This is a genomic window from Maridesulfovibrio sp., from assembly GCF_965230075.1.
In the GTDB taxonomy this organism is placed as follows: Bacteria; Desulfobacterota; Desulfovibrionia; order Desulfovibrionales; family Desulfovibrionaceae; genus Maridesulfovibrio.
In genome coordinates this window covers 4,354,164-4,381,154 of record NZ_OZ245945.1, presented here as the reverse complement: position 1 = coordinate 4,381,154, position 26,991 = coordinate 4,354,164, and the positions used below count along the sequence as shown (strand labels likewise).

Genomic DNA, 26,991 nt, shown 5'->3' with positions numbered 1-26,991 from the left:
AATGACTATTCAATCAATAATGTAGTTCAATATAAAATTAATCGTTGTATGGTTGGCTTAAAATTTCTGATTGGTTAATTTTTAGCTATAATTTTACTTAAAACGGAAAATAGCTAATGCGTAGTTGTACTAACGACCACTATGTAACTTTTTTATAATTCAATTTGAAAACAGGATGAAAAGCATGGCTGAATCTCCACAAAAGTACATTTACTACTCAATTGCGGCCTCAATTATCACCATGTTCCTTAAGACATGGGCTTGGTACGTTACAGATTCCGTAGGTTTGCTTTCCGATGCATTGGAAACCCTGGTCAACCTTTCGGCCGCGCTATTTGCCTTGGCGACCCTGACCCTGGCACTGAAACCTGCTGATGATGATCATGCTTACGGACATGGTAAAGCGGAGTATTTTTCCAGCGGTGCGGAAGGGATGCTTATTCTCATAGCTGCCGTGGGTATTGTTTATGCTTCCATAGAAAGGTTTCTGAGTCCTTCTGTTCCGCAGAACCTAGGCATCGGTCTGGGGATAGCCTTGCTTTCATCTGTAGTGAATTATGTAACAGCTAAAATAATGCTTAAAGGGGCGAAGGTCCATGATTCCATTATCCTTGAAGCGGACGCAAAGCATTTGCTGACCGATGTCTGGACTTCAGTGGGGCTGGTGGCCGGGTTGGGGATAATGCTCTTTACTCCCCCTTCATGGTCTTTCATTGATCCGGTCATTGCTATGATCATGGCCGGAAATATTGTCTTTACCGGATTTTCCCTGATCAAAAAGTCTTATTCCGGATTGATGGACAATGCCCTACCTCACGAAGAACTGGTGATCATTGATTCTGCTATTCGCAGTTGTAGCGGGGAGGATGCTCTTTATCACGGTTTGCGGACCCGTAAGGCCGGATCGCATCGTTTTGTTGATTTTCATTTGCTCCTCTCCGGGGATTCAACTATCACCGATTCCCATAATTTATGTACGGAGATTGAAGACTGTATCAAGTCGGATCTAAGGAATTGTCATGTAACCATTCATGTGGAACCCAAAGAAGATGTCGCATCCTACGATTGTGAGGAAACGGGTGGACTCTGCGGATCCATGATCAGGCTTAAAGAAAAATTCGGGGATAAGGATTAATAGCTGATGCCGGAGCCATATAAAATTAACCACATTCATCATGATACTGAACTTGAAAGTGTTTTTCTGCTGCCGGATGACGAAGGTCCGTTCCCGGCTGTTCTGCTTTTCCATGAATATACGGGATTGAATGAAGTAACAGTAAACCATGCAAAGCGCCTTGCAGCAGCAGGCTACGCAGTACTTGCCGCAGATTTTTACGGAGTTCGCAACCGTCCTTCCACAGTAGAGGAAGCACGCAGCACTCATCGCATCTATCGTAATGACCGTTTGCTTATGCGTGAACGGGCCAAGGCCTGCCTTGCAGTTCTGCGCGATCAGTCCAATGTTGATCCTGACCGAGTTTTCGTGCTCGGTTTTTCTTTTGGAGGGGGCGCAGCACTGGAACTGGCCCGTAGCGGGGAAAGATTGAAAGGTGCTGTTTCAGTCTACGGTTATCTGGATACCAGCCACCCGGTATCACCCGGAGAAATTCAATTCCCTTTGCTGGCTATCCATGTAAATAATGATCCCGTGGTTCCCGCAGACCATTTACTAACGTTTAAAGATGAAATGCAGTCAGCTGAAGTGAAGTATGAACTTATCCGGCTGGATGATGCACAACACGGCTTTACCAATCCTGAAGATGCAGGATTTGATGCATCGCTTGCGGAAGATATGTGGGATACAGTGCTTAAGTGGTTTAAAGGTAAAAAATAAACCCCGACACATTTGCACCGGGGTTTTCAGAGAATATATTTATAGAATCCTACCAGCTGTTGCGGCGAACTCTTTCTTCTTTGTAGCGATCCAATTTTTTTGATGCGTGTCCGGGGTGGCCGATGACCATATAGCCCAGCGGAATGACCGATTCGGGCAGGTTGAACAGTTTTTTGAAACCCTCAACCCTGTCTTCCATGGGGTAGATGCCGGTCCATACTGCGCCGAGTCCTTTGGCGTGGGTGGCCAGCAGCAGGTTCTGGATAGCTGCGGAACAATCCTGCACCCAGTAACCGGCGTATTTTTCGAGACTGGTGTCACCGCAAACCAGAATGCCGATAGGTGCTTTGTCTGCCATGGGTGCGTATTCGTTAATTTTGGTGATGGCAGTCATCTTTTCTTTATCATCTACAACAATGAATTGCCATGGCTGCTGGTTGCCGGCGCTGGGGGCCATCATAGCTGCGCCGAGGAGATCCTTGATATCTTCCTCGGACACAGGTTTGTCTTCGAATTTTCTGACACTTCTACGGCTGTAAATCGCTTCAAATACATCCATTTCTATTATCTCCGTTAAAAATATATTTCATGAATGCCTTTATATAGCACAGCACTGGACAAAAGCGGATCATATTTTTGTCTGATTATAAGGTTGGTCCTTTTGTTTGATGTGATCTGGTGCAATCTTTTTATACAGAAGCAGGGTTAATTTTAAATAGTGCTTGATTTAAATCTGTATTGTTGTATTCTATCAATAATCACACCCCTGATTTGGTCTGAAATACTTTTGGTTATTTTGCAGTCCAACCCCTTGGCGGTGCCGTTCTCCTCCCTCGCTAACCGTTCGGCACCGCCTATCCTTTCCTTAAAGAAGAAAGGGTGCACCTCTTAAGAAGTGCACCCTTTCTTTGATTTTATATTCTGTCCGAACGCTATTTGTTTTTAAAAGCAATGCGGAAGCAGGCGATTGCTCCGCCCCAGGTAATGCCGAGGCCGAAGAGCATCATGATGATTGCGCTGGTAGTCATGGCTTATCTCCTTTTGAGGAAGCTGCTGTTGGTGGAAGATACATTTGCAAACGCGCGATCCTGAGAAGACAGAGCGAAGCCAACTGCAAGGCAGAGGGCAAGTGTTGCCCAGCCGAATGCGATGATGGCTGTGTTGGAGTATCCACCGTAGTTCTTGGAGATATCACCGATGAAGTTGGTCACGATCATGAAACCGAGCATTGCCGGAACAACGAAACGCAGGCTGTTCAGCCACAGGGAACCAACCCTGATTTCGGAGGTTTTGTTAACATGAACGCGCATTTCATCAAGGTTGCAGAACCATGCTACAAATACGATTTCAATGAAACCACCGATGAGGATACCGAAGTTGTTGACAAAGTGGTCAACGATATCAAGCAGCAGCAGGCCGCCGCCGGTGGTGAAAACGATGCTGACCAGGAAGCCGAGGGAGCAGCAAACTGCTACGGCTTTTTTGCGGGAAACACCGAATTTATCGATCACTGCGGAAGTAATAACTTCGTTGATGGAGATCATGGAAGAGAGACCGGCAACAACGAGTGCCATAAAGAAGAGCACGCCGAAGAAGACAGGTGCGGGCATCAGGTTGATTGCGGTGGGCAGGGTGATGAAGGCAAGGCCTACACCTGCACCGGCAACTTCGCTGATGGGAACGCCCTGCTGCTGGGCCATGTAGCCGAGCACGCTGAAGATCATGATACCGGAGATTATGCTGAATCCGCAGTTGATGAAAACAGTCATGCAGGCGTTGTTGTTGATGTCGGAATCCTTGGGCAGGTAGCTGGAGTAAGAGAGCATGATACCGAACCCGATGGAGAGGCTGAAGAAGATCTGGCCGAATGCGTCAGCCCAGACTTTACCATCCATGATGGCGGCAAAATCAGGCTTGAAGAGCCAGTTCAGTCCGTCCATTGCTCCGGGGAGCATCAGGCCTCTTCCGATGAAGATAAACACAAGCAGGAAGAGAAGGGGCATGAAGATCTTATTGACCCTTTCAATGCCGGCTTTAACTCCGGTAAATAGGGCAATGAAAGTAAATGCCCAGGCTGCGGCGGTTGCCAGGAAGATAGAGCCCTGTACGCTACCCATGTTCATGGGGGAATCGGTCAGACCAAGGAAGCTTCCGAAGAAGAAGTCCTTGGGAGCGTCTCCCCATCCTTGAGTGAAGGCAAGGCCCACGTAGTTCATCGCCCATGCGATAACTACTACATAATAAGAGGCAATGATGAATGATACCACTACCTGCCACCAGCCGAGCCATTCCCATTTTTTGGAAATGGATGAGAAAATTTTTGGCGCGGAACCCTTGAACTTCTGGCCGAGACCGAATTCAAGGATCATGAAGGGGATACCCGCAGCAAGCATTGCTACAAAGTAGGGGATGAGGAATGCACCACCGCCGTTTTCATAAACCATGTAGGGAAAACGCCAGATGTTACCCAATCCGATTGCAGAGCCCACCGCGGCAAGAATAAAGCCGGAACGGGAACCCCATGTTTCTCTTTTTTGCATGTTGTTTGAACTCCTTAAGAAAAAACCAGCTGAAACAGCAACCATTTTACTGAATCAGCAAAAACTATATGTAAAATGCGCTAAACGCATAATTGAGCATACCGCATAGAATACATTTCGATTATTGTCCATCAAATTCAGTATCTGGATTCTGAAATGGATGGTGAAACAAGTGTAGTCGCAGTGTTATTACTGATATCTGGAATGTAAAATTAATCGAAATGGAATTTTTTTATAAATAATTTTGTGTTTCGCAAATTGTAGGTGCATTGAAGAAAAGATCAGAAAAAAAGATTTTGCTGATGACTGGAAGTAAATTTGCTTAGCGCTGCATAGCAGCAAAAGAGTACCTTAAATAGAGTGCTCGACTAATGATCATCTTGATATTATGGTTTGGCAGCGAAAGTTAAGGAGACTGGTTATGGCACACATTCTTGTTCTTGATGATGTTGTAGATGCGGGAATACTTCTCAAGCGCATTCTTGAACGCAAGGGGCACAAAGTAAGTGTTTTTTCCGAAGAGGAGGAAGCCCTATCTTTTTTGTCCGGCAGCGATGTTGAGCTGGCTATCCTTGATATTAAGCTCAAGAAGATGACCGGGGTCGAGGTGCTGGAAGAAATGAAAAAAATAATGCCTGAACTCAAGGTGATTATGCTCACAGGATATCCGACCCTTGAGACAGCCCGTGAATCATTGAAACACGGTGCAAATGAATATTGCGTTAAGCCCATTGATAAAGATGAGCTTGAATTCAAGGTAGACGATGTGTTGGCCCGCTAAATTATTTTTCCCGGAATTCGCCAAGCTTTTCCACGGTGGCTATAACTTCAGTTTCTGCACTGCCCGGTGATACAGGGTTAAAGACGGCTCTGGCATACATTTTTTTATTTCCTGTTACGGAAATGTAGTTACCTTCATAAATGGCCGATTTTCCATTCAGGGCTTCATCTATAACTTTACGCATTTCCGGGGTTCCTTTATTTGCGGTACTGAAGCCGATCAGATTTTCCCTTGTTGAGCCCATCAATTCAATGAATTTGGGATTGCAGTCCCTGATAACTCCCTCGTGGTCGAAATAGATCAAGCCCAAGGGTGAATTATCAAATATTACCCTGTACTTTTGTTGTTCTTCTAATATCTTCTGTTCAGCTTTTTCCCTTTCTCTGATCTGGTTTTGCAGTTTTATATTCAGGATTTCATTGCTTCTATGTGTCTGGCAGGAAATGATTGATTCAGACAATCTGATATTAATTTTTTGTAATGATTTGAGCATGGAATGAGGTAGAGGAGAAAGTCCTCTGCCGATCATCAGAAATCCCGCTTCAGGCAGGTCCATGAGGTAATAGTGGTTTCCTTCAAAGGACGCATGCAGGGGCAGGCTTTCCCTGAGATTGTTGATTTGATCCTCTGTTTTGCAGTTTGAAATTTTCACCACAAAATCATCAAAAGCCGGTTGTTTTTTTTCCCAGATGGGGATGGAGAAAGATTTATCAAAGGAAAGTGAGTCTTTATTTTGCAGGAAAACTCTTGCGCTCATGCAGCATAACCGGTGCAGGTATGTTGAAAGTGCTGTTGAAAGCATTTTCTCAAGATCCATGTTTGTGCCTACTGACATGGCTATTTCATAAAGAAGCTGTTCTTGGACTCTGATACTCACAATTCCTCCAGTATGGACAACACAGTGGTCTTGTTATGAAATTCCAGTGATTGTTTTTCCTGAGTGGCTATCTCTCCAAAAGAGAGGAATCCAAGCAAAGGGATATCCGGCAGGTGCAGAGCTTTCAGTTCATGCTCGAACTTATCCTTGAGAAATAAGGCTCTTGAAATACAATCGATAACCAGCCCTACTGAGTTCTCGCCGAGGCTGAATCCGGGTGTGCAGGTGGATAGCTGGCCCGATGCCTTGATCAGGGATTGGGGGTTGCCGTGCAGGATGTTTACAAAGGCTCCTTCCATAATTTCACCCACACAAGTCAAAGCCCCAGCCTCATCAACCATCACCGGGTCACGGACAACGGGATCATTGCACATCCTTGAAACGCCAAAAGGGTAGGACATGGCAATACGCGAAAAGTTGTCCGGGGTTATATATTGCCCGGAATGTTCGCGGATGACTTCCCTGTAGATATTGAAAGCTGGCATCCAGTTAATGGTCTTGATTACATTACGGTCCGCTTCCGTAACTTTGAAAGGTCCTTTAATGGTATGCCAGCCGTGGCTGATATTCACAGTGCTTTGGGTATCCAGCAGGCCGATTATGGATGCATCTTCCAGCAATCCTTCGTTGCTGATTATGCACGGTTTTTTGGTAAGGCTGAGTGATCCGGCCCCCCCTCCGAGGATATTGCGTTCAAGTCCTATATTGATGAACATTGCATTAATGAATGATGAAATACGGCTGGCAAAGCCGTCGGCGAAAACAAGGATAGTTTCAGGAATATCGTCGATTTTGAATATTTCACTCAGGGGGTGCAGGAAATCCGTGTCAGGGTCGCTCATGCCCTTGATTATGGATATTTCAGGCTTTTGGGAAATGCCGATTACAATGGTTCCGGTTTCCAATGTTTCCTTTTCGTGGATTATGCCCGGAAATATGCCTCCCATAAGAGGGACAGGACATTTTTGAAAGATGCTATCCACATTTTCCGGTTCGAAGCCGTTTTTATCACAGGCAAAAACAATTATTCCATTTACCCCGTCACGGGCGGCTGTATTTTCCAGCACTGTTGCTAAAGCTTGTATACTGCCTTTTTGTTCTAATTCAATATGCATCCATGATCTCCACAGTTTGTTTAAATCTTCCTTCTTGATTATCAAAAAAAAGGATATTGTGCAGGTAAAAAGCTTACTTGTTAGATACGTTGATGAATTTATAATGATTGAGCTTGAACAACGCCCATAAATCTGCTTTCTATAGGCACGCTTCCAGCGTGAAAGTGCGCAACTATTAAATCATAAACAAGGTTTCATCATATATAATGTCCGGTGTTTGTCCGGTAGTAATTCAAGGAGAAATTAAAATGTCTGATTTATCTATACTTTTTCCCGGCCAGGGTTCTCAGGAGCCCGGTATGGGGCGTGATCTTGCTGAAAAATGGTCCACTGCCATGGATATGTGGAAGTTTGCTGAGTCTGAATCAGGTCTGCCCCTGCGTGAAATTTATTGGGAAGGTGATGCTGCAGATATGGCCAAGACCGATGCTCTGCAGCCCGGCTTGACCGTGGTTAACCTGTCCATCTGGTCCTATCTCAAGGAGAGCTTCAAGCCCGCAGCGACTGCCGGACATAGCCTCGGTGAGTTCGCATCCCTTGGCGCTTCCGGTATTCTTTCTGTGGAAGACACCATTAAAGCGGTTTCCCTGCGCGGTAAGCTCATGTCGCAAGTCGGAAACGAAGATCATGGCATGGCCGCAGTGCTTAAGCTGGATCAGTCCGCAGTTGAAGAAGCTGTTGAATTCGGTGCATCCGAAACAGGAAAAGAGCTGCGCGTGGCCAACTATAACTCCCCGGCCCAGTACGTGATCAGCGGTGAGAAGGCAGCAATTGAAGCCGCTGGAACCGTGATCAAGGAAAAGAAAGGCCGTGCTATTCCCCTTCCGGTAAGCGGTGCTTTCCACAGCCCTCTTATTCAGGAAGCTGCTGATGAATTTGCAGCCTATCTCGGCAAGCTGGATTGGAATGCTCCTGCATTCCCGGTTTACTTCAACGTGACCGCTGGAACTGAATCCAACCCTGAAGAGATTAAGAAGATCATGTGTTCTCAGATGACTTCATCCGTACGCTGGATTGAAATTGTTACCAACCAGTATGCAGCAGGAGCGCGTAACTTCCTTGAACTCGGACCTAAGGGTGTGCTGACCAAGTTGCTGGTGGCTAACCTCAAGGGTAAGGAATATGAAGGAAAGGGCGTCGGTAATCTGGAGCAGGCTGAAGCCTTCAAGTAATAGTCGACACTTGCAATAGAAATCAAAAGGACCAGCCCGAAAGGGCTGGTCCTTTTTTTTGGGTCTAAATTGAGCAGGTTCCGCTTTCCAAGCAGTAATTGTCGATTACGTTCATCATCTGGTTGGTGAAGTAAACGCAATTGTGCTCGTTAAAGCAGCTGCTCACATGGGATGAGTCCATATGAGTGGACAGGGAGTTGGATCCGTCTTCAAGGGTAATGATCCAAGCGTCCTTTTCTTCGTTGAACTCGGTGGACATGCCGATGCTGAACATTTCTATCTCCGGGTAAAGGTCCATGACCATATTGCGGATTTGGGAGTCGGTAAGTCTCATAGTTCCCCCTCCATTATTTTTGAGTGAGAGGATATATTCTTTATCGATTATTTCTATGGTTCATATTTAGAATATAAATTGTAAATTGCGGCTGTCAATTCATGTTAATTAGTTTTCAGCATGATTCCCGGAAAATGAATTTTGGTTGTAGATGTTTGCAGTTGTGTTAAAATTAAACTCAGGGTCAAAATTGCAGCAAATAATGTATATGCTGTGTCCAAATATTTCCTAACTTACGGGGTAGATATGAAAACATTGACTGCTTCACGCATGGAGCGTTGTATTGGTTGTCACTCATGTTCCTTTGCCTGTGCGCGCTTGGTGCATAAATTGTTGTCGTGGAATACGGCAGGAATCAGGATTGCTTCCTCCGGAGGCCTTTCTACCGGATTTGTAGCCAAAGTCTGTCTGGCCTGTTCTCCGGCACCCTGTGCCGAGGCCTGTCCCACCGGGGCCATGCGGGCTCGTAAAAAAGGCGGAGGAGTTCTCCATAAAAAGGATCTTTGTATTCGCTGCGGAAAATGCGCAGAAGCCTGTCCGGTGGATGCAATTTATCTGGATTTGAAGGACCGGCCTTACGTGTGCATCCATTGCGGCAGGTGTGTTGAATACTGTCCGCACGAATGTCTTGAACTGGTCGAATCAGATAAGAGGAGGGACTCATAATGATACGTGATTACTTCAGAGTCCTCGTGGTTGATCTGGGCAGCGGTAAAGGCAATGTGGTCAAGGTTGAAGGTCGTAATGAATTTGCCGGGGGCAGCGGTCTGGGAGCCTTACTCTTTGAAAAATACGGGCATGCGGATCGTCCGTGGGATGATCCGGACCAGCCGTTGATATTTTCCATCGGCCCTCTGACCGGACTATTTCCGCTGATGAGCAAGACGGTCTGCTCTTTTAAATCCCCCTACCATGATCAGTTTGCCGAAAGTCATGCCGGGGGACGTTCTGCCTTGGCTATCCGTTTTGCCGACTATGACGCCTTGGTCATAACCGGGCGTGCACCGCGTCTGTCCTGTCTTTCCCTTGGCATGAAGCATCTGGAAGTTAAGGATGTCCAATTTCTGGCCGGGAAGGATGTGTTCACTACCGGTAAAATTTTGCGCTCCATGTTTCCCGGTTCCGGGCACAGGTCTATCCTGCGCATCGGTCCTGCCGGAGAGAAGCTTTCGGGCATGGCCTGTATTAATGCTGATACCTACCGCCATTTCGGGCGGCTGGGGTCCGGAGCGGTTATGGGGGCCAAGAATCTCAAGGGAATAGTGATTCAGGGTGACGGTTCTTTTGCCCTGCCGGAAAGCAAGGAGTATGCGAAGATCTACAAGCAGGTCTACGAGAAGATGACCGCCACCGACATGATGAGCAAGTATCACAACCTCGGAACGGCAGCGAATCTTGATGCGCTCAATGAGCTGGAATCTTTGCCGTGGCGCAACCTGCAGGCCACCAAGGATGAGAAGATATCCGGAATTACCGGTAAGAAGTTTGCTGACGATACCCTGCTGCGCAATGCGGCCTGTGCCGGATGTCCGGTGGGTTGTATCCACATCGGTTTTGTGCGTGAAAAGTTCATGGAGGATAACCAATACCTCTACCGTCAGGTGGCCTATGATTATGAACCCATTTTTGCCACTGGGTCTATGCTCGGAGTGACTGACGCCTTTCAGGTTCTGGGCATAATGGATGAAGTTGAAAAAGGCGGGCTGGATGTCATGTCCGGCGGGGTGGCCCTTGCATGGGCAACTGAAGCCTTTGAAAAGGGTTTGGTCAGTGAGGCTGAGACAATCGTGCCTCTCGCTTTCGGTGATGCGGATAATTACAAGAAGGCCGTGCAATACTTAAGTAATGCGGAAAATGAGTTCTATGCCGCGCTGGGTAAAGGTTCGCTGGTGGCGGCCGCAAAGTATGGCGGTGAGGATTTCGCTTGTGTGCTTGGTCAGGAAATGGCCGGATATGCTACCGGAGAAGCCTTTTATGTTGCTGAAGGGCTGGGATTTCGTCATTCCCACTTGGATTCCGGCGGTTACTCATGGGACCAGAAGAATGACCGCAAGGATGCTGATGAGGTTTGTGATTTTCTGATCAGCGATGAAACCGGGCGGGCCTTCCTGACCTCCATGGTTTCCTGTCTCTTCGGGCGCGGGGTTTATAAGGATGACCTTCTTGCTGAGTGCTTGAAGTCTGTGGGCTACCCTGAAATAGCCGAAAACATGGATCTTATCGGAGAAAGAGTCCGGGCCATGCGTTGGAAAATTCGTTTTGCCACCGGCTATGATCCGAAGGAGATCAGCATTCCCAAGAGATATAATGAAATTACAACATGGAAGGGTAAGACTGACCCGGAATATATGGAAAATTTAAAAAATGAATATGGACGTAGAATCTGTGAGTTTGTTTCAGATGAGGCTCTTGAGAAGCTTAATTTGAAAAAAATTGAGGAAAATTAAAAAAAGTACTTGCCAACCGACTCCGGTTTGGTTAGTTATCTCTCCTCAGCGGCGCCGAGGTAGCTCAGTCGGTAGAGCAGGGGACTGAAAATCCCCGTGTCGGCAGTTCAATTCTGTCCCTCGGCACCACTAAGTGCTTAGAATAGCCCTCATGAGAAATCATGAGGGCTTTTTCGTTATGCGCGTCTGCGTAGCCATGAACAAATTATCAGGCAGAATAAGCCGAATGCGCCGAGCATGAAGTCTAGTTCCATATCCGCATTTTTCGAAAGTACACACCCTGATGATCCGGAGGTTCCCGAGAAAAGGACCAGTGGGTCATCAATTATCTTCTCTGCTGAGTTTTGGTCATAACTGCCGTTGTCCTGCAGGCAGAAATGCACAGCGTATACCTTGTCACTTGTAAGCTTCAGGGCCGGATCTATATAATTTCCTGACGAGTCCTCCAGCCACCAGGAGCCGTCTCTCCATTCATTTTTTGTGTCTGCATACTGGTAAGTAAGATTGCTGCTATCAGCGTCTTTCAGTTTGTAGAGGGTCATTTCCGAAGGGCTAAGAGTGGAATCAGATGCAGTGAATTCGTATTGCAAATGGATAAGTGCACCTGTTTTGCTCACTGTTGCACTGAATTCACGAACATCAGTGACTCTGTCTCCGGAATCCGAGAGATTGTATTTAGTTTTCAATTCCCCGGCTGATTCAAAACTGGTTCCAGTTTGCGTGATATTGATAGTTATCGAAGAGTCAGGCTGTGAGGAAGGGACATTTACCGGAGCGGGTGTGCTCAGGAATGTCAAACCGTTATCATCAGCTTCCCCGCAAAGTCCGCTGACAGAATATATGCCTCGACCATCAATATATTCCAGCAAAGAACCTATTCTGCCGATACCCGGCTGCTGGATGGTGTTGTTGCCGTAATCCCATGCGTTGGTCGTTGGATTAAAAAGATAAAGGAATGGAGTTGCGGCTTCATTGATTGTCATGGCCCCGTTAGTCAGGAATATTGTTTGTCCGTCGCTTGTTACTCCGGTTGAGCTGATGTCCGGTCCGGATATGGTTGAAGCAGTGCCATTGTATATTGCCACAGTGCTAACTCCGGAACTTTCTGCTCCATCAGAGGTTATACCACCAAATATGTAGATTGAGTTTCCAAAAGTTATGGCAGTATGCTTGAAGCGGGGGATATCCATCTGCCCATCTTCCGAAAAATCTCCTGTTCCCGGATCGTAAGTATAAATATCATCGCTGACAGTGCTGCCGTCGGTAGAGTTGCCGCCAAAAACGTATATCTGCCCATCCAGTTCGGCTGCTGCGCAGAATCCTGGATAGGGTACTGTCCCGGGCAGCGTGCTCCATGCATTTGTTGCAAATGAGTATTTTATTACATCGGTGTAGGCATTCAGCGACCCGTCCAGTTGCCGTTCAAGGCCTCCGATGAAGTACATTTCATCGTTGTAAAATACAGTTCCGGCACCGGATCGTTTTTCCGGCATGGTTGTGAATTGGGTCCATTCATTAGTGTCTGGATCATAGCTTTCACACTTGGTGCTTTGTGAGAGGATGCCGCCGCCGAATACGTATATTTTCCCGTTGCGCACAACCGAGGCTCCCAACCCGTGGGGTTGGGAGCCAGCCTGCTTATTTGTCCATGCAGAAAATTGGAGCGCATTTGATTTCAATCCGCTGCTGGTAGTTACCTGTACAAATGTCCCGGCATCCTGAGGAACTACGCCGCTGATCTCAGTGTCAGACCATGTGTTTATGCTCGCTTTTACGCGGTTGGATTTGTTGCAGAAGTATACTTCGCCTTGGGTTGTTCCAAAGAGTTGTCCATACAGGGTGAAGGAGTTTCCTTCCCTTTTATTGTCTCTGGAGTCTGATCCGCTAATGATGGGGATCAGGCTCAGGTCGTTATCCAAAGCAGAGTCGGCATTAAGCTTTCCTCCGGTAAGGCATTTGCCGGAAAAGCTGCTGCCGGCATCAGTACTGGAAAGAATTCGGCTGATGCGGGTGTATATGTCTTCATCGGGAGAGAGGCTGGCCAGTAAGGCTGCCACTCCTGCCACATGGGGAGCAGCAAAGGAGGTCCCGTCAACATCGGCTGAGGTGTAGCCGCCTCCAAGTTTGGCAGACATGATGTCTTCTCCCGGTGCAAATAGATCTACTGTGTACTGTCCGAAATGTGACCAGTCCGGCTTGTTGTTTCCTGAATTGCTGGCACCGACACTTATGATGTTCGGGATATCAAAGCTGGCCGGGTATTCGCGTACATTTGAATTGTCGTTGTCATAGCCGTCGTTGCCCGCTGAGGTGGTGAAAATTATGCTGTTGTCAGCGAGCTCCTGTATCTTGTCCCTGATAATTGTGCTGCCGCCCGGGCCACCGATAGACATGTTTAGAACCGGAATGTTAATTCCGGCTTTCTTTTTTTGGATGATGTAGTTGATGGCGACAATTATTTCGGCATCGGCGCTGTTGACTACACGCAGGACCATTATTTTACTGTTCCAGCTGACTCCGGCTACACCAAGGTTATTGTTTCCTTTGGCGGCAATGACACTGGAGACTGTGGTTCCGTGTCCTTCGGTGTCTTGGGTGCTGTTGCTGGAAACTCCATTATCAATGCTGATGCCGTACACATCGTCCACCACGCCGTTTCCATCATCATCAACCTGATTGAAAGTTTCTACGGGGTTATTCCACAGGTTGTCGTGAAGGTCTTCGTGCTTTAAATCAATGCCGGAATCTATGACAGCAATGACAACATCCGCTCCGCCGGTTGTACTATCCCATGCGTCTGGAGCATTTATCCCTGCGGCTGAATTTTGTAGAGCCCATTGGTCTGGGAATTCTGTGTCATCTGGTGTTCTTTTCTTTTTGCGGATGTAGTTCGGAGCATAGGAGTACACCTCCTTAAGACCTGAAATCTCATTAATCATCTCTTGTGTACTGAGGTGGGAACGCAAAAGCAGAATGCATTGTCCGCTCTCTCGCGTAGAAGTGTTGAGGACGGCAACAACATCCATATAGTGGGTCGTTGCAACAGCTCTGGCATCGTCTTCACTTATACCGGTTTTGAATTTGACTATTAATTGATTTTTAACACTTCCTTCGCCGAAGGCTGTGGAAAAAGAAAGTGCTGAAATTAATACAATAAGTATGATTACTAAAGGTCTGTTTTTCATTAAAGTGCCTGATAGTTATTGTGAGCTGCATATTGCTGGTTTAGAGGTACAATAATATTGTGCTCAGGGCGACTCTTAATTCATCCTAAATCCAATTTCGCATAATTCTTACTCAACTCCAGCTGGAAATGTTCTTGAAATGCTTTCTCGGTGATATTGGGTTGTTTGTTTTTGAACTGTACGCAGGCGATGGTGTTTTGCAGTTTTTCTTCATCCGGACGGATAGCGATAATCTCTCCCGCATTGATTTCCCTGTTCATTAAATGGCTCACAGTGATTCCAGCCCCCAGCCCGGCCTTAATGGCTGAGACAATTGCTTCGGAGCTGTCGGCAATGAAGACAAGGTTCAGGTTCTGCGGTTCGTGGTCATAATGCAGCCTGAACCAGCTGCGGAAGAGGGAAAGATCTTTTTTGTAGCCAATGAAATCCAGTTGCTTGAGCTGGTCGTAGTCTGTGCCGTTTATCCTTGCCTGATAGTATTCTTTTGAACAGGCCAGTACAAATTCTTCACGTACTACTGGTTCAATTGAGTAGGCTGATGTTCCGCCCGGTGTGTCCATAAAAAAGGGCAGGATGTCGATATATGCGAAATCCAATTTGCCTGCCGCGACTTTTTCAAAAAGGACCTTCGGTTCATCCAGTTCCAGCTCCATCGTCACAGCCGGATATTTTCGTCGGAATGATCCGAACATAGGTGGCAGGTATATTTTCCCGAACTCGCTGGGCGCGCCGATTCGTAATGGACCGGAGGGCGTTTCCATTCCGTCGTTTATGTGCCGGACACCTTGTTCTAGTTCATCCATGAATTCCTGTACAATTCCATACAGTTTATTTCCCGCTGCGGTGGGTACCAGTCTGCGGTTGACCCGGGTGAAGAGTTCGGTCTGCAGCTCTTCTTCCAGTTTTTTCAGATGCTGGCTGACTCCGGATTGGGTGATGTGCAGTTTTTTGGCCGCAGCGGTGCTGCTTTGTTCGTTGAATATATGAAAGAATACTTTCAATCTGTTCAGGTCAGGAAGCATATTTTTTGCCTATTAGTAAGTTTAAATAATCAAAAAAAGTAGAACTATTAATTTTACTAATTACACGTCCCGCGTTTATCTATCAAGTAAGAACACGGCGTCCTCAAACTAATTGGGGCTGCCGGAACAGATAAGAGGAAATTTGTTTTGAAGATAGGAATTATCGCGGCAATGGAAGAAGAGCTTGCATTGCTGGTCAATAAACTGGATGAGCCGAAAACTGAGAGTTTCGGACAGTTCACTTACCACACCGGAAGGATTAACGGAGTGGAGGTGGCTTTATTTTTGTGTGGAATCGGTAAGGTTAATGCCGCAGTGGGTGCCACCTTACTTTTGGATAAATTTAAGCCCGACTACCTGATTAATACCGGGGTAGCCGGGGCATTTCCCGGAAATATAAATATCGGTGATATCGTAGTTTCGTCTGAAGTGCGCCATTACGATGCTGACGCCACGGCCTTTGATTACGAGATGGGCCAGATTCCGCAGATGCCCGCAGCATATCAGGCAGACAAACTCTTGCTCGGTCTGGCGCAGAAGGCATGGATAAACGAGGGCACCATCAGTGTGCATCAGGGACCTGTGTTGTCCGGGGATTCATTTATCCACACCCCGCAGCAGATATCACAGATCGAGCAGAAATTTCCCGATGTCATGGCCGTGGAAATGGAAGGGGCAGCAATCGCCCAGACAGGTTTTCTGTTCAACGTGCCCTTCATCCTGATCCGTTCCATTTCGGATAAGGTGCACGACGACGGAAGTAGTGCGATTTATGAACAAAGCATGGAAAAAGCCGCTGCCAATTCAGTGCGCATGGTTTTGTCTATGCTGGATAATATTTGATGCACTAACGCGCTTTTTACGAATAGATTTCGCCTCCGGCGGCCCTTCGGGGACCAGAGAACCCTTTTGGAAAAGGGTTCTCTGGACTCTCCTAAAACTTTTAATAAGCTTCGCTGCTTTGTTTGAGAGATAAGGTATGAATAAAATAGAAAGTTTTAAGATAGACCATACTAAGCTTAAGCGCGGGATTTATGTTTCCCGCCGAGATCAGATCGGTGCTGAGAATGTCACAACTTTTGATCTGCGCGTTAAAGAACCCAACAATGAACCCGCTATTGATCCTGCGGCAGCGCATACCCTTGAGCATATCGGCGCAACTTTCCTGCGTAACCATGCCGAGTATGGTGATAAGATTATCTACTTTGGTCCCATGGGCTGCCTGACCGGATTCTATCTGTTGCTGAACGGCAAATATGATTCAAAAGATGTTGTGGGTTTGATTCAGGAGCTGTTCAAGTTCGCTGCGGATTTTGAATGCGATGTTCCCGGTGCTTCCGCTGTGGAGTGTGGGAATTATACTTTGATGGATTTGCCTTTGGCAAAGCAGGAAGCTGCGAAATATTACGCAGAAGTGCTTGAAGGGATTGGTTCGGATAATTTGAATTACCCTGAGTAGTCAGATTGTTTAGAAAGTGCCGGATACAAGGCACAAAACAGAAAGTGCTTTAAAAACGAAAAAGCCGTTACAATTAAGTTGTAACGGCTATTCTAGGCAGGTGGTGCCGAGGGACAGAATTGAACTGCCGACACGGGGATTTTCAGTCCCCTGCTCTACCGACTGAGCTACCTCGGCGCCGGAGAAATCGTTTCTACGCAGATCGCAAAACGAAGTCAACAATTATTTAGTAATTAAATCCTACTTCCCGTTCATCTTTTCCAGAACTTTATATAGAGCCTGAGTTCCGAGCTCTTCATAACCCAGCGCCATGGCTGAGATGTAGAATTGGTTGACCAGCGCCAGTCCGGGCAGGGAAAGGTTCATGCGCTTGGCTTCATCAAGTGCGATGCCCATGTCTTTTACAAAGTGTTTGATGAAGAATCCGGGGTTGAAGTCATCATCTGCAATGCGGCGGCCAAGGTTGTTGATGGACCATGATCCGGCAGCACCGGAGCCGATCACATCGATCACTTCATTGAGATCCATGCCCGCTTTGTATGCATAGAGCAGGGATTCCACGGTACCGATCATGGTTCCGGCAATGAGGATCTGGTTGCACATCTTGGTGTGCTGGCCAGCGCCGGCCTTGCCCATGAGCCTGATGTTGCTGCCCATCACTTCAAAAAGCGGGCTTATTTCATCAAAAGTTTCTTGTTCTCCGCCGACCATGATGGCCAGAGTCGCATTACGCGCGCCGAGGTCTCCGCCGGAAACAGGAGCATCAAGTGACCCCACACCCTTAGCTGCGGCTTCTGCGGCAATGCGTTCCGCAAGTGCAGGTTCGGAAGTGGTCATATCCACGATTATCTTGCCGGAATCAGCATTGGCGAGCACGCCGTTTTCACTGAGGATGGTCTGTTCTACATCAGTGGGGTAGCCGACGATGGTGAAGATGATGTCCGCTTGTTTGGCTACTTCCGCCGGGGAATCGCACCATGTTGCACCTTCGGCTACCGGCTGGTCAGCTTTGGATTTAGTGCGGTTGTATACAAATGCCTCATTGCCAGCTTTGATCAGGTGCATGCACATGGAGCCGCCCATGACGCCTGTTCCGATCCATCCGATTTTTTTAGTCATATTGGTTAAGCCTCCCGATAACTAGATTAAACAATTAGGGATTCCAAAGGGGATTATTCCCTTTGGCCGCCGGAGGCGAAATGCGACTAACAAAAAGCGCGATAGCGCATCAAGTCAAAGCGTCGCAGACCCGCCGGAGGCATCTTTATTTATAAAGTGCGTAAGCTGTGGCGCCGACCATGAGTACTACCATGGAGATATTAACCGTATGGCGGACAGCTGCAGAACGCAGCATTTTCATAAACGATTCGCCTGCAAAGCACCACATGGAATGGAAGAAAGCCGCCCCGCAGGTGAAGGTGCCCACGAAGATTAGTATTTCAGTGAAACGGTTTGCGCTTGGGTCGGCGAATTGAGCAAAAGCCGATACAGTCATGGCATAATGCTTCGGGTTCAGCGGATGCAGGGCCAGTCCTTCCACGAATTTGAACGCTTTTGGCTTTCCTGATGAGTCGGCCTGCATGTTCAATACCTTCCATGCAAGGTAGAGGATGTAGGCCAGTCCGCCGACCTTGAGCACCGCTGATACTTGCGGGTAAGCCAAAAATAGTTCCGCCAGACCTATTGCTGCCAGAACATCCATGATCATTCCGCCGATGACTATGCCTGAAAGGAATGGAATGGATCGTTTGAAGCCCACGGCCTGACCGAGAGCCATTGATGCGATGTTGCCCGGTCCCGGTGTCCCGGTCATGACAATTACAAATATTAGGAAAGCCCAGAAATTTTCTTGCATTTTTTTGCCTCCGGCGGCTTAAGCCCTTTTGCAAAAGGGTTTAAGAATCCCAAAACATTTTAGTAAGCTTCGCTGCTTAGTATGGCTGCTTGGGGGATTTTGTGTTGATTGGGCGTTGTCCGGACAACGCCCGACAAGGGGGACCACTGGACGTGGTTGGTGAGCAGCTTGGGTGATTGTGTGCTTCTTGCTGCTTAATTGTATTCATATGCTTGACATTGTATGCAGTCAAATGAAACATTGTATGCATGACAAAATGGATACCTGAACTGGAAGAAAGCACACGCCCTAAATTTAAGCGTTTGGCAGATGCCATTGAACGGGATGTTTATGCCGGGAAGCTTAGTCCCGGAGATAAGCTTCCCACTCACCGTGATCTGGCTGATGATCTGAAGATGAACGTGAGCACGGTGACCCGCGGCTACGCCGAGGCTGAAAAACGGGGGCTTGTCTGCGGTACCGTGGGCCGTGGGACATTCATCGCATCTGATGCGATCACGTCATCATCAATGGTAACCTTCGAGCCGCACGCTCCCGGAATGATCGAGCTGGGCATGGTCAATACCTTCTATGATTTGGACCCGGACATTCAGGAAGGTATGAAGCGGCTGACCCGTCGCCGCAATCTGAATGCTTTTTTGCGCTATACCGATCCACAGGGCTTGCCGGAACACCGTGAAGTGGGTGCCCTGTGGGCAAAGCGTTATCATCTGGAAACAACTGCCGGGAATGTTCTGGTTTGTTCCGGTGCCCAGCATGCGCTGAACTGTTGTCTGAGCAGCCTGTTCCGGGCTGGGGACCGTATTGCTACTGATCCTCTTATCTATCCAGGTATGAAAACCCTTGCTAACATGCTCGGTATCAGGTTGGTTCCTGTACCCATGGATGATCAGGGTATGATTCCTGAGCAACTGGACACAATTTGCCGCAGGGAAAAAATTAATGGTGTTTCGCTCATGCCCGGAGTCCAGAATCCAACTTCGGCCTGCATGTCTGTTGAGCGACGGGAGCAGATAGCCATGATCGCCTGTAACCATGACCTGACCATCATTGAAGATGATGCCTATGCCCTGACCGTGGAAAGTGATCTGCCTCCGGTCACTTCATTTGCCCCGGAGAGAAGTGTGTTTATTGCCGGGGTTTCCAAATCCATTGCCGTGGGGTTGCGGGTTGCTTTCATGGTCGCGCAGGGTGAGCGTTTCAAGCAGTTGGCCCATGCTATTCTCAATACCGTATGGATGACCCCTCCGCTCAATGCTGAATTGCTTTCCCAGTGGATAACTGACGGCACTGCGGACATAACCATAAAACTTAAGCGTCAGGCAGCGCGTCGTCGTTTTGAAGCGGTTAAAGATCTGCTGGATGGCATGGGATTGGGGGCGAATCCTTCGGGGTTCTTCCTTTGGCTGTCTCTGCCTGAACCATGGAAAGGGTATATGGTTGAGCAACGCGCCCGCGAAGCAGGATTAAATATTTTTGGGGCTGAAAAATTCGCCGTGGGTGGCGGGCCTGTTCCGGCTAATATCAGGCTTTCCCTGAGCGGGCCGAGGGATATTGCCCAGTTAAGGAAGGGGCTTGGGATTTTGCGGGAAATACTCTTCTCTTGTTAACCTTTCTTGCATGTTGGTATTTTGCGTGTTACAATTGTAACACGTATTAAGGAGGCCAATATGCAGACAACTGTAAGTACAAGATTTGATCAGGATACAATTGAAAGGCTTGATGAGTTGGCTAGTGGAAGTGGCACTACTCGTTCGGCATTAATTAAAGAAGCTGTTGCTGGGTTTCTTGATTATGAAATCTGGTTTCGTGCACAAGTGCGTGAAGGTCTAGCAGAATTGGATAGTGGGCAGAGTGTTCCACACGAAGATGTCCTCAAAGATGTTGAAAAGTTAGGCTACAATGTTGATTAGCTGGGCACCGTCTGGGCGTAAAGATATTCTGCATTTGTTAAACTATTATTCAGAGCAAGGGCAGAAGGATGTTGGACAGATGCTGCTGGACCGAATAATCAAGTCAATTGCACGACTTTCCTCATTCCCCAATTCTGGTAGAGAGGGAAGATTGAAGGAAACCAGAGAGTTGATTTTGCCTGACTTGCCATACATAGTTGTCTACAGAGTGAAAGATCATGTTGAAATTGTCAGGATCTTACACAGTCGCAAGCAATATCCTTAATCTCTTGCCAATATCCACCGTCCCCGTGTAATTCCTCTCCTCATGGGACACATCATCGGAAAAGATATCTATCGTCAGTTGGGTGACAAAGTGGACGGAACCACCGTGCGTATGCCGTGGTCCGATTCCATGCGTGAAATGCTCAAGGCTCTTTACTCCCCTGCTGAGGCGGAGCTCATTGTGCGTATGCCCTACCGCCCCTCATCCCTTGAACGAATTTCAAAGCTGACCGGCATGGATGAGCGAACACTCCGGCCTATGCTTGAATCCATGTGTCATAAAGGTATGGTCTGCGACCTCTGGGAACAGGACCGTTACCTTTATATGATCAGTCCCTTTGTTATCGGTTTTTTTGAATTCACCATGATGCGCACTAAGGGTGAACTTGATTCCGCAAAATGGGCCGAGCTGTTCAACAATTACATGTTCGGGGACAAGTCTTTCTTCAAGGCCAATTTCGGCAATGATGAACAGGTTTCCATCATGCGTGCCCTGCCTCACGAAGGGACCATCCGCAATGTGGATCATGTGGAAGTGCTCGATTATGAAAAAGCTTCCATGATGGTAGCGCAGCAGGACCGTTTTGCGGTCAGTCTCTGTTCCTGTCGCCACGAGAAGATGCATCTCGGCGAGCAGAAGTGCGGCATCGACCTAGAAACCTGCACCTCCATGGGCGAAGCTGCCGATTTCCTGATCCGCAATAATTTTGCCCGTGAGATCTCCCGCGCTGAAATGGACGATATCATGGCCCGTTCACGTGAAATGGGTTTTACCCTGACTACCGATAATGTCCGTGAGAATGCCGGTTTTTTCTGCCATTGCTGTGGGTGCTGTTGCAATTTGATGAACGGGATCAAGTATTCCGGTTATCCGGGCATTGTGGTTTCCTCTACCTTCATTGCCGGGATTGAACTTGCTGAATGTAATGGCTGCGGTAAATGTGCCCGAGCTTGCCCTATTGATGCCATCACCATCCATAAAGAAAATGTTTCCGGATCGGATAAACCGCGTCGTTATGCGGAAATCAAAAAAGACATCTGCCTTGGGTGCGGGGTCTGTGCGCTTAAATGTCCCACCGGGGCTTTGCAGATGGATAAGCGTGAACAGCGGGTCATTCATCCTGAAGACAGCTTCGAGCGAGTCATCCTGCAATCTCTTGAGCGCGGTACCTTGCAGAATTTGATTTTCGACAATCCCAACAGCAAGAGTGAAGATTTCATGCGTTCCTTGCTGGGCGGTTTTCTCAAGCTTTCCCCGGTAAAAAAAGGATTGATGGGCGACACCTTGCGTTCCCGATTCCTGAGTACTCTACGCAAAGCTACTTCCTAAGCCGTTTGCTTTTTCACGCTCTTCTTTTTTCCGCGCCTTGTTTGTAACTTTATAGGTTGCTGTCAGGGTATATTCTGATATTATTGAGCCAGCCTCTTGTCCGGGTGCTTGCTTATATTTCTAAATCGAACCTTTCCTTTATCTGCTTTTTTCCTGCCCGGAACTGTTTTTTTATTGAATATATTTTTCGTCCATCTTGAATTAGAATTGTTTATCTGCAATGCTTTCAGGGACTTTAAGTTTATTTAGTTTATAAATAATATACATGGTGTTATGCGTAACAAAAGCGAACAAAATTTTCATAAACGAAAAACATTTAGCAGCACAAAACATAAAAATGTTAGAAAGTGGTCATTTTTTGCATGCAAAATGATTTCAAATCTGTTAGAAAGCAATTAACCAAGAACTTGATACGCAGGTCCGCCCTTTAAGCGGCCCTTTCGGTTAAACATAAACAAGGCAGGTATGAGAAATGGGTGTAACCAGACTCTACAAAGCAATTTTCGAAATCACCAGAGCTGTAAACTCCAGCCTGGAACCTGAAAAAGTTCTGCACAACATTGCCGAAAAAGTGGCAACTGAAATGGAACTGAAAGGTTGTTTTATCAGACTTCTGGACCGTAAAGGCGAAGTTCTGAAAGCAGACGCATCTTACGGTCTGAGCGAACGTTACGAAAAGAAAGGTCCTGTTGAGGTTTCCAAGAGCCGTTTGGACCAGGAAGTTCTTGATGGTAAAATCGTATCCATCGCCGACGTAAGAAAAGATGACCGCTTCCAGTATCCTGAAGAAGCAGCAAAAGAAGGTCTCTGCTCTCTCGTCGTTCTTCCCCTCACCGCCCGCGGTGAAAAAGTAATCGGCGTTCTGCGTGTATACTCCGCTGAACTCCGCGAATTTTCCGAAGAAGAACTGGACTTCCTCAAGTGCGTTGCCGACCTTTCCGGTCTCGCTCTTGAAAACGCCCGCATGTACAGCGCTCTGAAGCGTGCAAGCGAATTGGCAAACGATTACATCTACCGCGTCGACGATCTGTAAGACGCGTTAATATAAGGAATTTAAAATGAGCAAAGTAAAAGTAGGTATTAACGGTTTCGGTCGTATCGGCCGTCAGGTTCTGAAAACCATCTGGGAAAGACATCGTGACACTATCGATGTTGTAGCCATCAACGACCTTTTCGATATCGAAACAAACGCAGCTCTCTTTGCCAGAGATACCAACTACGGTAAATTTCCTGCAGAAGTAAAAGTAGAAGGCACCACCATGTTTGTCGGTTCCGACTACACCATCAAGAACTTCGCAGAACGTGATCCCCGCCAGATCCCTTGGGGTGAGTGCGGTGTAGATATCGTAATCGAGTGTACCGGTATTTTCAGAACTGGTCCTACCGCTGCACAGCACCTTGAAGGCGGCGCCAAGAAGGTTGTTATCTCCGCTCCTGCCAAGGAAGAAGATATCACCGTTGTTATGGGTGTTAACCACAAGGATTACGATCCTGCAAAGCACACCATTATTTCCAACGCTTCTTGTACCACCAACTGCCTCGCGCCTATCGTTAAGACCATGCACGAGAAGTTCGGTATTGAGAAAGGTGTGATGACAACTGTTCACGCATACACCAACGACCAGCGTATCCTCGACCAGCCTCATAAGGACCTGCGTCGTGCTCGCGCTGCTGCTTGCAACATGATCCCCACCTCCACCGGTGCGGCTAAAGCTGTTGCTCTGGTAATTCCCGAAATGGCAGGCCGTTTCGAAGGTTACTCCGTGCGTGTTCCCACACCCACCGTATCCCTTGTTGACTTCGTTGCTGTGCTCAAAAAAGACACCACCACCGAAGAACTCAAGGCTACCCTGAAAGCAGCTTCCGAAGGCGAACTCAAGGGCATCATGGGCTACTCTGAAGCTCCCCTTGTTTCCTCCGACTTCCTCGCCGATCCCCACTCCGGTATCGTCGAAGCTGACTTCACCGTTGTACAGGGCGGTAACCTTGCCAAGGTTTACGCATGGTACGACAACGAATGGGGTTACTCCTGCCGTCTGGCCGACCTGATCGACTACATGGCTAAGTGCGGTATCTAAAAAGATACGGTCCTAATTACAGTACAATAAGCCGGCAGCGGTCCGGGATGTTTACCGCTGTCGGTTTTTAACCCTTGTCCTGAAAGGGTTTAAAACCTCCCAACATACATCAGGTAGTGGATGTACCTGTTGAATGAATGAGATTCTTAAGATTGCCAAGACGGGCGGCCTGTTAACCACAGACAGGTCGCCCGTCTTGCGTTTTTTTGGGGCGGACCTGAGTTATCTAACTCGGGTCCGTCCCCTTTGTTATTTTGCGATCCTGTGTCTGTTGTTTTGTGTTTTAAATCAATATGTAACAGGAGAAAGTAACAGTGAAGGTTGTAAATTCAAAAGGCGGTAATTTTTTAAAGGGATTGGATTCCGATGGCTTGTTCGGGGCTGAAAAGGAATCAGGCATAAGTCCTGAATTGGAGAAGCTGACAGCACGGGAGAATATTGATCCGGAGTTATTGCGGCGCGCCCGGAACCGGGAGGAAGAAGAGCGTGATTTGCGGGTCTTGGACGCTTACAATCGTTTTGAAGTGGGCTTGCAGGAAATCCTGGCTGCCCCCGAATCAGGGTTGATGGAATTGCGGGCCGGGGAAGCGCAGTCGGCGGTGTTTGAGGTCAATGACTATTTTACGGAAGAGGGTGGTAGGCTGCGTGATGGGCTGCCCGATGACGAATGCCGGGGCCGGTTTATGGATATTTTGGAATCCCGACGCAAGACCGCAGTTGATGCAGTGGCCCGCCATCAAAGTCAGGAATATCAGAACTGGAAGGAAGTAACTGCCACAGCAACTATAGATTCCGTGCTCAAGGCGGTCAATCTCAGCCCGGACGCTGCTTCGCTGATGCATGGGGAGCGGCTGCTGGAAGGGGCGATCCTGCGTCTGTTCCGGGGAAGCCCCCCCGAACTTCTGGAATTACGTTTAATAACTGCCAGGCAGGCCATGTATGCCGGGGCCTTGGAAACAATCGGAGTTAAAGATCCGGTAACCGCATTAATTCTGTGTGAAAGCTGGAAGGAACAATTGGGCGAGGTCCATTATGGACATCTTTACGAAATGCTTGAGCCGCAGGCTCGGAACCAGCATATGAAGCAGGAATTCTATTCCTTGCGTGACATGGATGATGAGCAGCTTGAAGCAGAGCTGGAAGACCTCAAGGATGCTGATATGCGTCGTGAGCTTGGGGAAATGATTAAGGCTGATCGCGAATTTCGCGAAAGGGCACAGCAAAATGGAGAGGAAGAGCGGATAAACATGGCCTGCCGGGTATTGTTTAAAAAGTTTGTGGATGGAATACTCAGTACCGAGGATATCCTTGATTCCGGTCTTGATGCTGAAATGCGTTCCCTGTGGTTATGTATCTTCAGTTGTAAAGGAGAGAAGGGAACCGATGAAGCCTTGATCGAAGTTGTGCAGGCGGTAATCAACGACAAGATCAGCGGGGAACAGCAGATTTATGCGGCCATCGCCGATGGCCTTGACGAAGCGGATGCTTCCATGCTGGCCGCGCTTTTTATGCTTAAGGATAATCCCGAGTCCCGGCTTATGGTTTACGGGTTGCGTGACATTGATGAACGTTGCGAGTCCGTTTCGGGTGATCAGCGTGATCAGGCAGCGGCAATCCGAGATTTCCTGCACCGCGTGACTGTGCTGGTCAGCAAGGGAGAACCTTTCAGCATAACCAAAGTTCGTAATGAACTTATTGCTGATCATTTTGGTGATAGCCTGGAGTGAAGCCGGAGCAGCCTGAAGTTCAAGAGCAGGAGTCAGAATTGACAGTCGAAACTGAATCAGATGCGTTGCCCCGCAAAGATGTTGCTGAAATCGAGCAGCTTTCCAAAAAGAGTGTTGAATAGTAATCTGCATGAAATTTTAAAACCGGAGTTAGCCATGCGCCGTCTGATCATACCTCTTATTATATTCGTTTTGCTGGCCGGATGTGCCCAGAAGAATCTGCCTGAATCCGCGCATTATCTCACTCCTTTGCCGAAATCGGTAGTTCAAGTTGATGATATGCAGCTTGCTTACCGCACTTTTGGTGAAGGCCCGCCTCTGCTCATGATCATGGGCTTTGCCGGGACTATGGATGTCTGGGATGCGCAGATGGTACGAGAACTGGGCAAAGAGCATACGGTGATCATCTTTGATAACCGGGGCATGGGCGGTTCCAGCAATGGAACAGAGGAAATTACAATTTCCCGCATGGCCGTGGACAGTGCCGGACTATTGCAGGAACTCGGTTATGCGCAGGCAGATGTGCTCGGCTGGTCCATGGGCGGGCTGATTGCTCAGGAAATGGCGCTCAATTATCCGGATAAGGTAAACAAGCTGGTTTTGATGGGAGCTTCCTGTGACGCTAAGCCTGTTGCGGACATCACCCGGAAGTTGTTGAAAATGGATATGGAGGAATTGGTAACCCACATATTCCCGTCCGGTTGGGTTGAAAAATACCCTGATGCCTATGCAAAGCTACCGCGTCCGGCAAGTCCACCAGATCCGGCAATTGTGCAGGCGCAGGCTGATGCAATGCTTGGCTGGGATGGTTGTTGTTCACAGCTTAGAAGTTTGGATAAGAGTATGTTGATTGTTTCCGGTCTGGATGACGATATCCTTCCGGAGAAGCTGTCCGTTGAAATAGCGGGACAGGTAAAAGGGAGCTGGCTGGTTCGCTACAAGAATGCAACCCACTGGCTCATGTACCAAGATCCGGTCGGGCTTGGGCGGACAGTGAATAATTTTTTAAAAGTTAATCAGAATTTGTTTCCGAATTGATTCAATAGAAAAGCGTCCTG

Annotated in this window: 27 protein-coding genes and 2 tRNA genes; 18 read left to right on the top strand and 11 right to left on the bottom strand. The window is 47.7% G+C overall.

Annotated elements, in window-relative coordinates; genetic code table 11:
* Window positions 1-184 precede the first annotated feature (184 nt).
* Together ACO05Z_RS19745 and ACO05Z_RS19740 are read left to right on the top strand one after the other, a co-directional pair.
* Window positions 185-1,135: a cation diffusion facilitator family transporter gene (locus ACO05Z_RS19745; RefSeq protein ID WP_421903900.1), complete on the top strand. Its 951-nt coding sequence runs from the start codon at window positions 185-187 to the stop codon at window positions 1,133-1,135.
* Window positions 1,136-1,141: 6 nt separating this feature from the next.
* Window positions 1,142-1,834, top strand: a complete 693-nt coding sequence (locus ACO05Z_RS19740) for a dienelactone hydrolase family protein (protein ID WP_421903899.1) — start codon at window positions 1,142-1,144, stop codon at window positions 1,832-1,834.
* Window positions 1,835-1,883: 49 nt separating this feature from the next.
* On the opposite strand, the gene ACO05Z_RS19735 is transcribed toward ACO05Z_RS19740, so the two are convergent.
* The 3 genes from ACO05Z_RS19735 to ACO05Z_RS19725 all read right to left on the bottom strand — a co-directional run bounded on the left by ACO05Z_RS19735 (window position 1,884) and on the right by ACO05Z_RS19725 (window position 4,374).
* Window positions 1,884-2,393 (bottom strand): nitroreductase family protein, encoded by a 510-nt coding sequence (locus ACO05Z_RS19735; RefSeq protein ID WP_421903898.1) that lies wholly within the window; start codon window positions 2,391-2,393, stop codon window positions 1,884-1,886.
* A gap of 373 nt (window positions 2,394-2,766) precedes the next feature.
* Window positions 2,767-2,862, bottom strand: a complete 96-nt coding sequence (locus tag ACO05Z_RS19730; RefSeq protein WP_015853623.1) for a MetS family NSS transporter small subunit — start codon at window positions 2,860-2,862, stop codon at window positions 2,767-2,769.
* 3 nt (window positions 2,863-2,865) lie between these two features.
* Window positions 2,866-4,374, bottom strand: coding sequence for a sodium-dependent transporter (locus tag ACO05Z_RS19725; RefSeq protein ID WP_421903897.1), 1,509 nt, complete (start codon window positions 4,372-4,374; stop codon window positions 2,866-2,868).
* Between the two features lie 421 nt (window positions 4,375-4,795).
* Between ACO05Z_RS19725 and ACO05Z_RS19720 the strand changes: the two genes are divergently transcribed.
* Window positions 4,796-5,155, top strand: a complete 360-nt coding sequence (locus ACO05Z_RS19720) for a response regulator (RefSeq protein WP_421903896.1) — start codon at window positions 4,796-4,798, stop codon at window positions 5,153-5,155.
* 1 nt (window position 5,156) lies between these two features.
* Here the strand turns inward: ACO05Z_RS19720 and ACO05Z_RS19715 are convergent, their stop codons facing one another.
* Both ACO05Z_RS19715 and ACO05Z_RS19710 read right to left on the bottom strand, forming a co-directional pair.
* Window positions 5,157-6,032: a PAS domain S-box protein gene (locus tag ACO05Z_RS19715; RefSeq protein WP_421903895.1), complete on the bottom strand. Its 876-nt coding sequence runs from the start codon at window positions 6,030-6,032 to the stop codon at window positions 5,157-5,159.
* On the bottom strand, window positions 6,029-7,147 hold the full coding sequence (locus ACO05Z_RS19710; protein WP_421903894.1) for an FIST signal transduction protein: 1,119 nt from the start codon (window positions 7,145-7,147) through the stop codon (window positions 6,029-6,031). The genes ACO05Z_RS19715 and ACO05Z_RS19710 overlap by 4 nt, the downstream gene beginning before the upstream one ends.
* Before the next feature lie 248 nt (window positions 7,148-7,395).
* Here ACO05Z_RS19710 and ACO05Z_RS19705 point away from each other — a divergent pair, with 248 nt between their 5' ends.
* Entirely contained in the window at window positions 7,396-8,319 is a 924-nt protein-coding gene (locus tag ACO05Z_RS19705; protein ID WP_421903893.1) for an ACP S-malonyltransferase, read from the top strand.
* Between the two features lie 64 nt (window positions 8,320-8,383).
* Here ACO05Z_RS19705 and ACO05Z_RS19700 read toward each other — a convergent pair whose 3' ends face one another.
* Window positions 8,384-8,653, bottom strand: a complete 270-nt coding sequence (locus tag ACO05Z_RS19700; RefSeq protein ID WP_421903892.1) for a hypothetical protein — start codon at window positions 8,651-8,653, stop codon at window positions 8,384-8,386.
* 246 nt (window positions 8,654-8,899) lie between these two features.
* Here ACO05Z_RS19700 and ACO05Z_RS19695 point away from each other — a divergent pair, with 246 nt between their 5' ends.
* From ACO05Z_RS19695 to ACO05Z_RS19685, 3 genes are all read left to right on the top strand, one after another.
* The gene (locus ACO05Z_RS19695; RefSeq protein ID WP_421903891.1) at window positions 8,900-9,319 is read left to right on the top strand and encodes a 4Fe-4S binding protein; all 420 of its coding nucleotides are present in this window, start codon (window positions 8,900-8,902) and stop codon (window positions 9,317-9,319) included.
* Window positions 9,319-11,100 carry an aldehyde ferredoxin oxidoreductase N-terminal domain-containing protein gene (locus ACO05Z_RS19690; protein WP_421903890.1) on the top strand — a complete coding sequence of 594 codons (1,782 nt, stop codon included), beginning with the start codon at window positions 9,319-9,321 and terminating at the stop codon, window positions 11,098-11,100. The genes ACO05Z_RS19695 and ACO05Z_RS19690 overlap by 1 nt, the downstream gene beginning before the upstream one ends.
* Window positions 11,101-11,153: 53 nt before the next feature.
* Window positions 11,154-11,229: transfer RNA gene (locus ACO05Z_RS19685), tRNA-Phe, on the top strand.
* A 47-nt stretch (window positions 11,230-11,276) separates the two neighbouring features.
* On the opposite strand, the gene ACO05Z_RS19680 is transcribed toward ACO05Z_RS19685, so the two are convergent.
* Both ACO05Z_RS19680 and ACO05Z_RS19675 read right to left on the bottom strand, forming a co-directional pair.
* Window positions 11,277-14,285: a S8 family serine peptidase gene (locus ACO05Z_RS19680; RefSeq protein ID WP_421903889.1), complete on the bottom strand. Its 3,009-nt coding sequence runs from the start codon at window positions 14,283-14,285 to the stop codon at window positions 11,277-11,279.
* Window positions 14,286-14,365: 80 nt separating this feature from the next.
* Window positions 14,366-15,307: a LysR family transcriptional regulator gene (locus tag ACO05Z_RS19675; protein ID WP_421903888.1), complete on the bottom strand. Its 942-nt coding sequence runs from the start codon at window positions 15,305-15,307 to the stop codon at window positions 14,366-14,368.
* A gap of 147 nt (window positions 15,308-15,454) precedes the next feature.
* Here ACO05Z_RS19675 and ACO05Z_RS19670 point away from each other — a divergent pair, with 147 nt between their 5' ends.
* Together ACO05Z_RS19670 and ACO05Z_RS19665 are read left to right on the top strand one after the other, a co-directional pair.
* The gene (locus ACO05Z_RS19670) at window positions 15,455-16,150 is read left to right on the top strand and encodes a 5'-methylthioadenosine/adenosylhomocysteine nucleosidase (protein ID WP_421903887.1); all 696 of its coding nucleotides are present in this window, start codon (window positions 15,455-15,457) and stop codon (window positions 16,148-16,150) included.
* Between the two features lie 136 nt (window positions 16,151-16,286).
* On the top strand, window positions 16,287-16,766 hold the full coding sequence (locus tag ACO05Z_RS19665) for an S-ribosylhomocysteine lyase (protein ID WP_421903886.1): 480 nt from the start codon (window positions 16,287-16,289) through the stop codon (window positions 16,764-16,766).
* A gap of 101 nt (window positions 16,767-16,867) precedes the next feature.
* On the opposite strand, the gene ACO05Z_RS19660 is transcribed toward ACO05Z_RS19665, so the two are convergent.
* From ACO05Z_RS19660 to ACO05Z_RS19650, 3 genes are all read right to left on the bottom strand, one after another.
* A tRNA-Phe gene (locus tag ACO05Z_RS19660) sits at window positions 16,868-16,943 on the bottom strand.
* 63 nt (window positions 16,944-17,006) lie between these two features.
* Window positions 17,007-17,885 carry an NAD(P)-dependent oxidoreductase gene (locus ACO05Z_RS19655; protein ID WP_421903885.1) on the bottom strand — a complete coding sequence of 293 codons (879 nt, stop codon included), beginning with the start codon at window positions 17,883-17,885 and terminating at the stop codon, window positions 17,007-17,009.
* Between the two features lie 145 nt (window positions 17,886-18,030).
* Window positions 18,031-18,621, bottom strand: coding sequence for a LysE family translocator (locus tag ACO05Z_RS19650; protein ID WP_421903884.1), 591 nt, complete (start codon window positions 18,619-18,621; stop codon window positions 18,031-18,033).
* Between the two features lie 248 nt (window positions 18,622-18,869).
* Between ACO05Z_RS19650 and ACO05Z_RS19645 the strand changes: the two genes are divergently transcribed.
* The 9 genes from ACO05Z_RS19645 (at window position 18,870) to ACO05Z_RS19605 (ending at window position 26,971) form a co-directional block, all read left to right on the top strand.
* Entirely contained in the window at window positions 18,870-20,231 is a 1,362-nt protein-coding gene (locus ACO05Z_RS19645; RefSeq protein WP_421903883.1) for a PLP-dependent aminotransferase family protein, read from the top strand.
* Between the two features lie 60 nt (window positions 20,232-20,291).
* Entirely contained in the window at window positions 20,292-20,534 is a 243-nt protein-coding gene (locus tag ACO05Z_RS19640; protein WP_421903882.1) for a CopG family ribbon-helix-helix protein, read from the top strand.
* The gene (locus ACO05Z_RS19635; protein ID WP_421903881.1) at window positions 20,524-20,799 is read left to right on the top strand and encodes a type II toxin-antitoxin system RelE/ParE family toxin; all 276 of its coding nucleotides are present in this window, start codon (window positions 20,524-20,526) and stop codon (window positions 20,797-20,799) included. Before ACO05Z_RS19640 ends, ACO05Z_RS19635 begins: the two co-directional genes overlap by 11 nt.
* Window positions 20,800-20,841: 42 nt before the next feature.
* Window positions 20,842-22,128, top strand: coding sequence for an ATP-binding protein (locus ACO05Z_RS19630; protein WP_421903880.1), 1,287 nt, complete (start codon window positions 20,842-20,844; stop codon window positions 22,126-22,128).
* A 472-nt stretch (window positions 22,129-22,600) separates the two neighbouring features.
* Window positions 22,601-23,161 carry a GAF domain-containing protein gene (locus tag ACO05Z_RS19625; RefSeq protein WP_421903879.1) on the top strand — a complete coding sequence of 187 codons (561 nt, stop codon included), beginning with the start codon at window positions 22,601-22,603 and terminating at the stop codon, window positions 23,159-23,161.
* Between the two features lie 25 nt (window positions 23,162-23,186).
* Complete coding sequence (gene gap / locus ACO05Z_RS19620; RefSeq protein WP_015853603.1) at window positions 23,187-24,206, top strand: type I glyceraldehyde-3-phosphate dehydrogenase; 1,020 nt, start codon at window positions 23,187-23,189, stop codon at window positions 24,204-24,206.
* 314 nt (window positions 24,207-24,520) lie between these two features.
* Window positions 24,521-25,933, top strand: a complete 1,413-nt coding sequence (locus ACO05Z_RS19615) for a hypothetical protein (protein WP_421903878.1) — start codon at window positions 24,521-24,523, stop codon at window positions 25,931-25,933.
* Window positions 25,930-26,055 carry a hypothetical protein gene (locus ACO05Z_RS19610; RefSeq protein WP_421903877.1) on the top strand — a complete coding sequence of 42 codons (126 nt, stop codon included), beginning with the start codon at window positions 25,930-25,932 and terminating at the stop codon, window positions 26,053-26,055. The genes ACO05Z_RS19615 and ACO05Z_RS19610 overlap by 4 nt, the downstream gene beginning before the upstream one ends.
* A gap of 34 nt (window positions 26,056-26,089) precedes the next feature.
* Complete coding sequence (locus tag ACO05Z_RS19605; RefSeq protein ID WP_421903876.1) at window positions 26,090-26,971, top strand: alpha/beta fold hydrolase; 882 nt, start codon at window positions 26,090-26,092, stop codon at window positions 26,969-26,971.
* The last annotated feature ends 20 nt before the right edge of the window (window positions 26,972-26,991 follow it).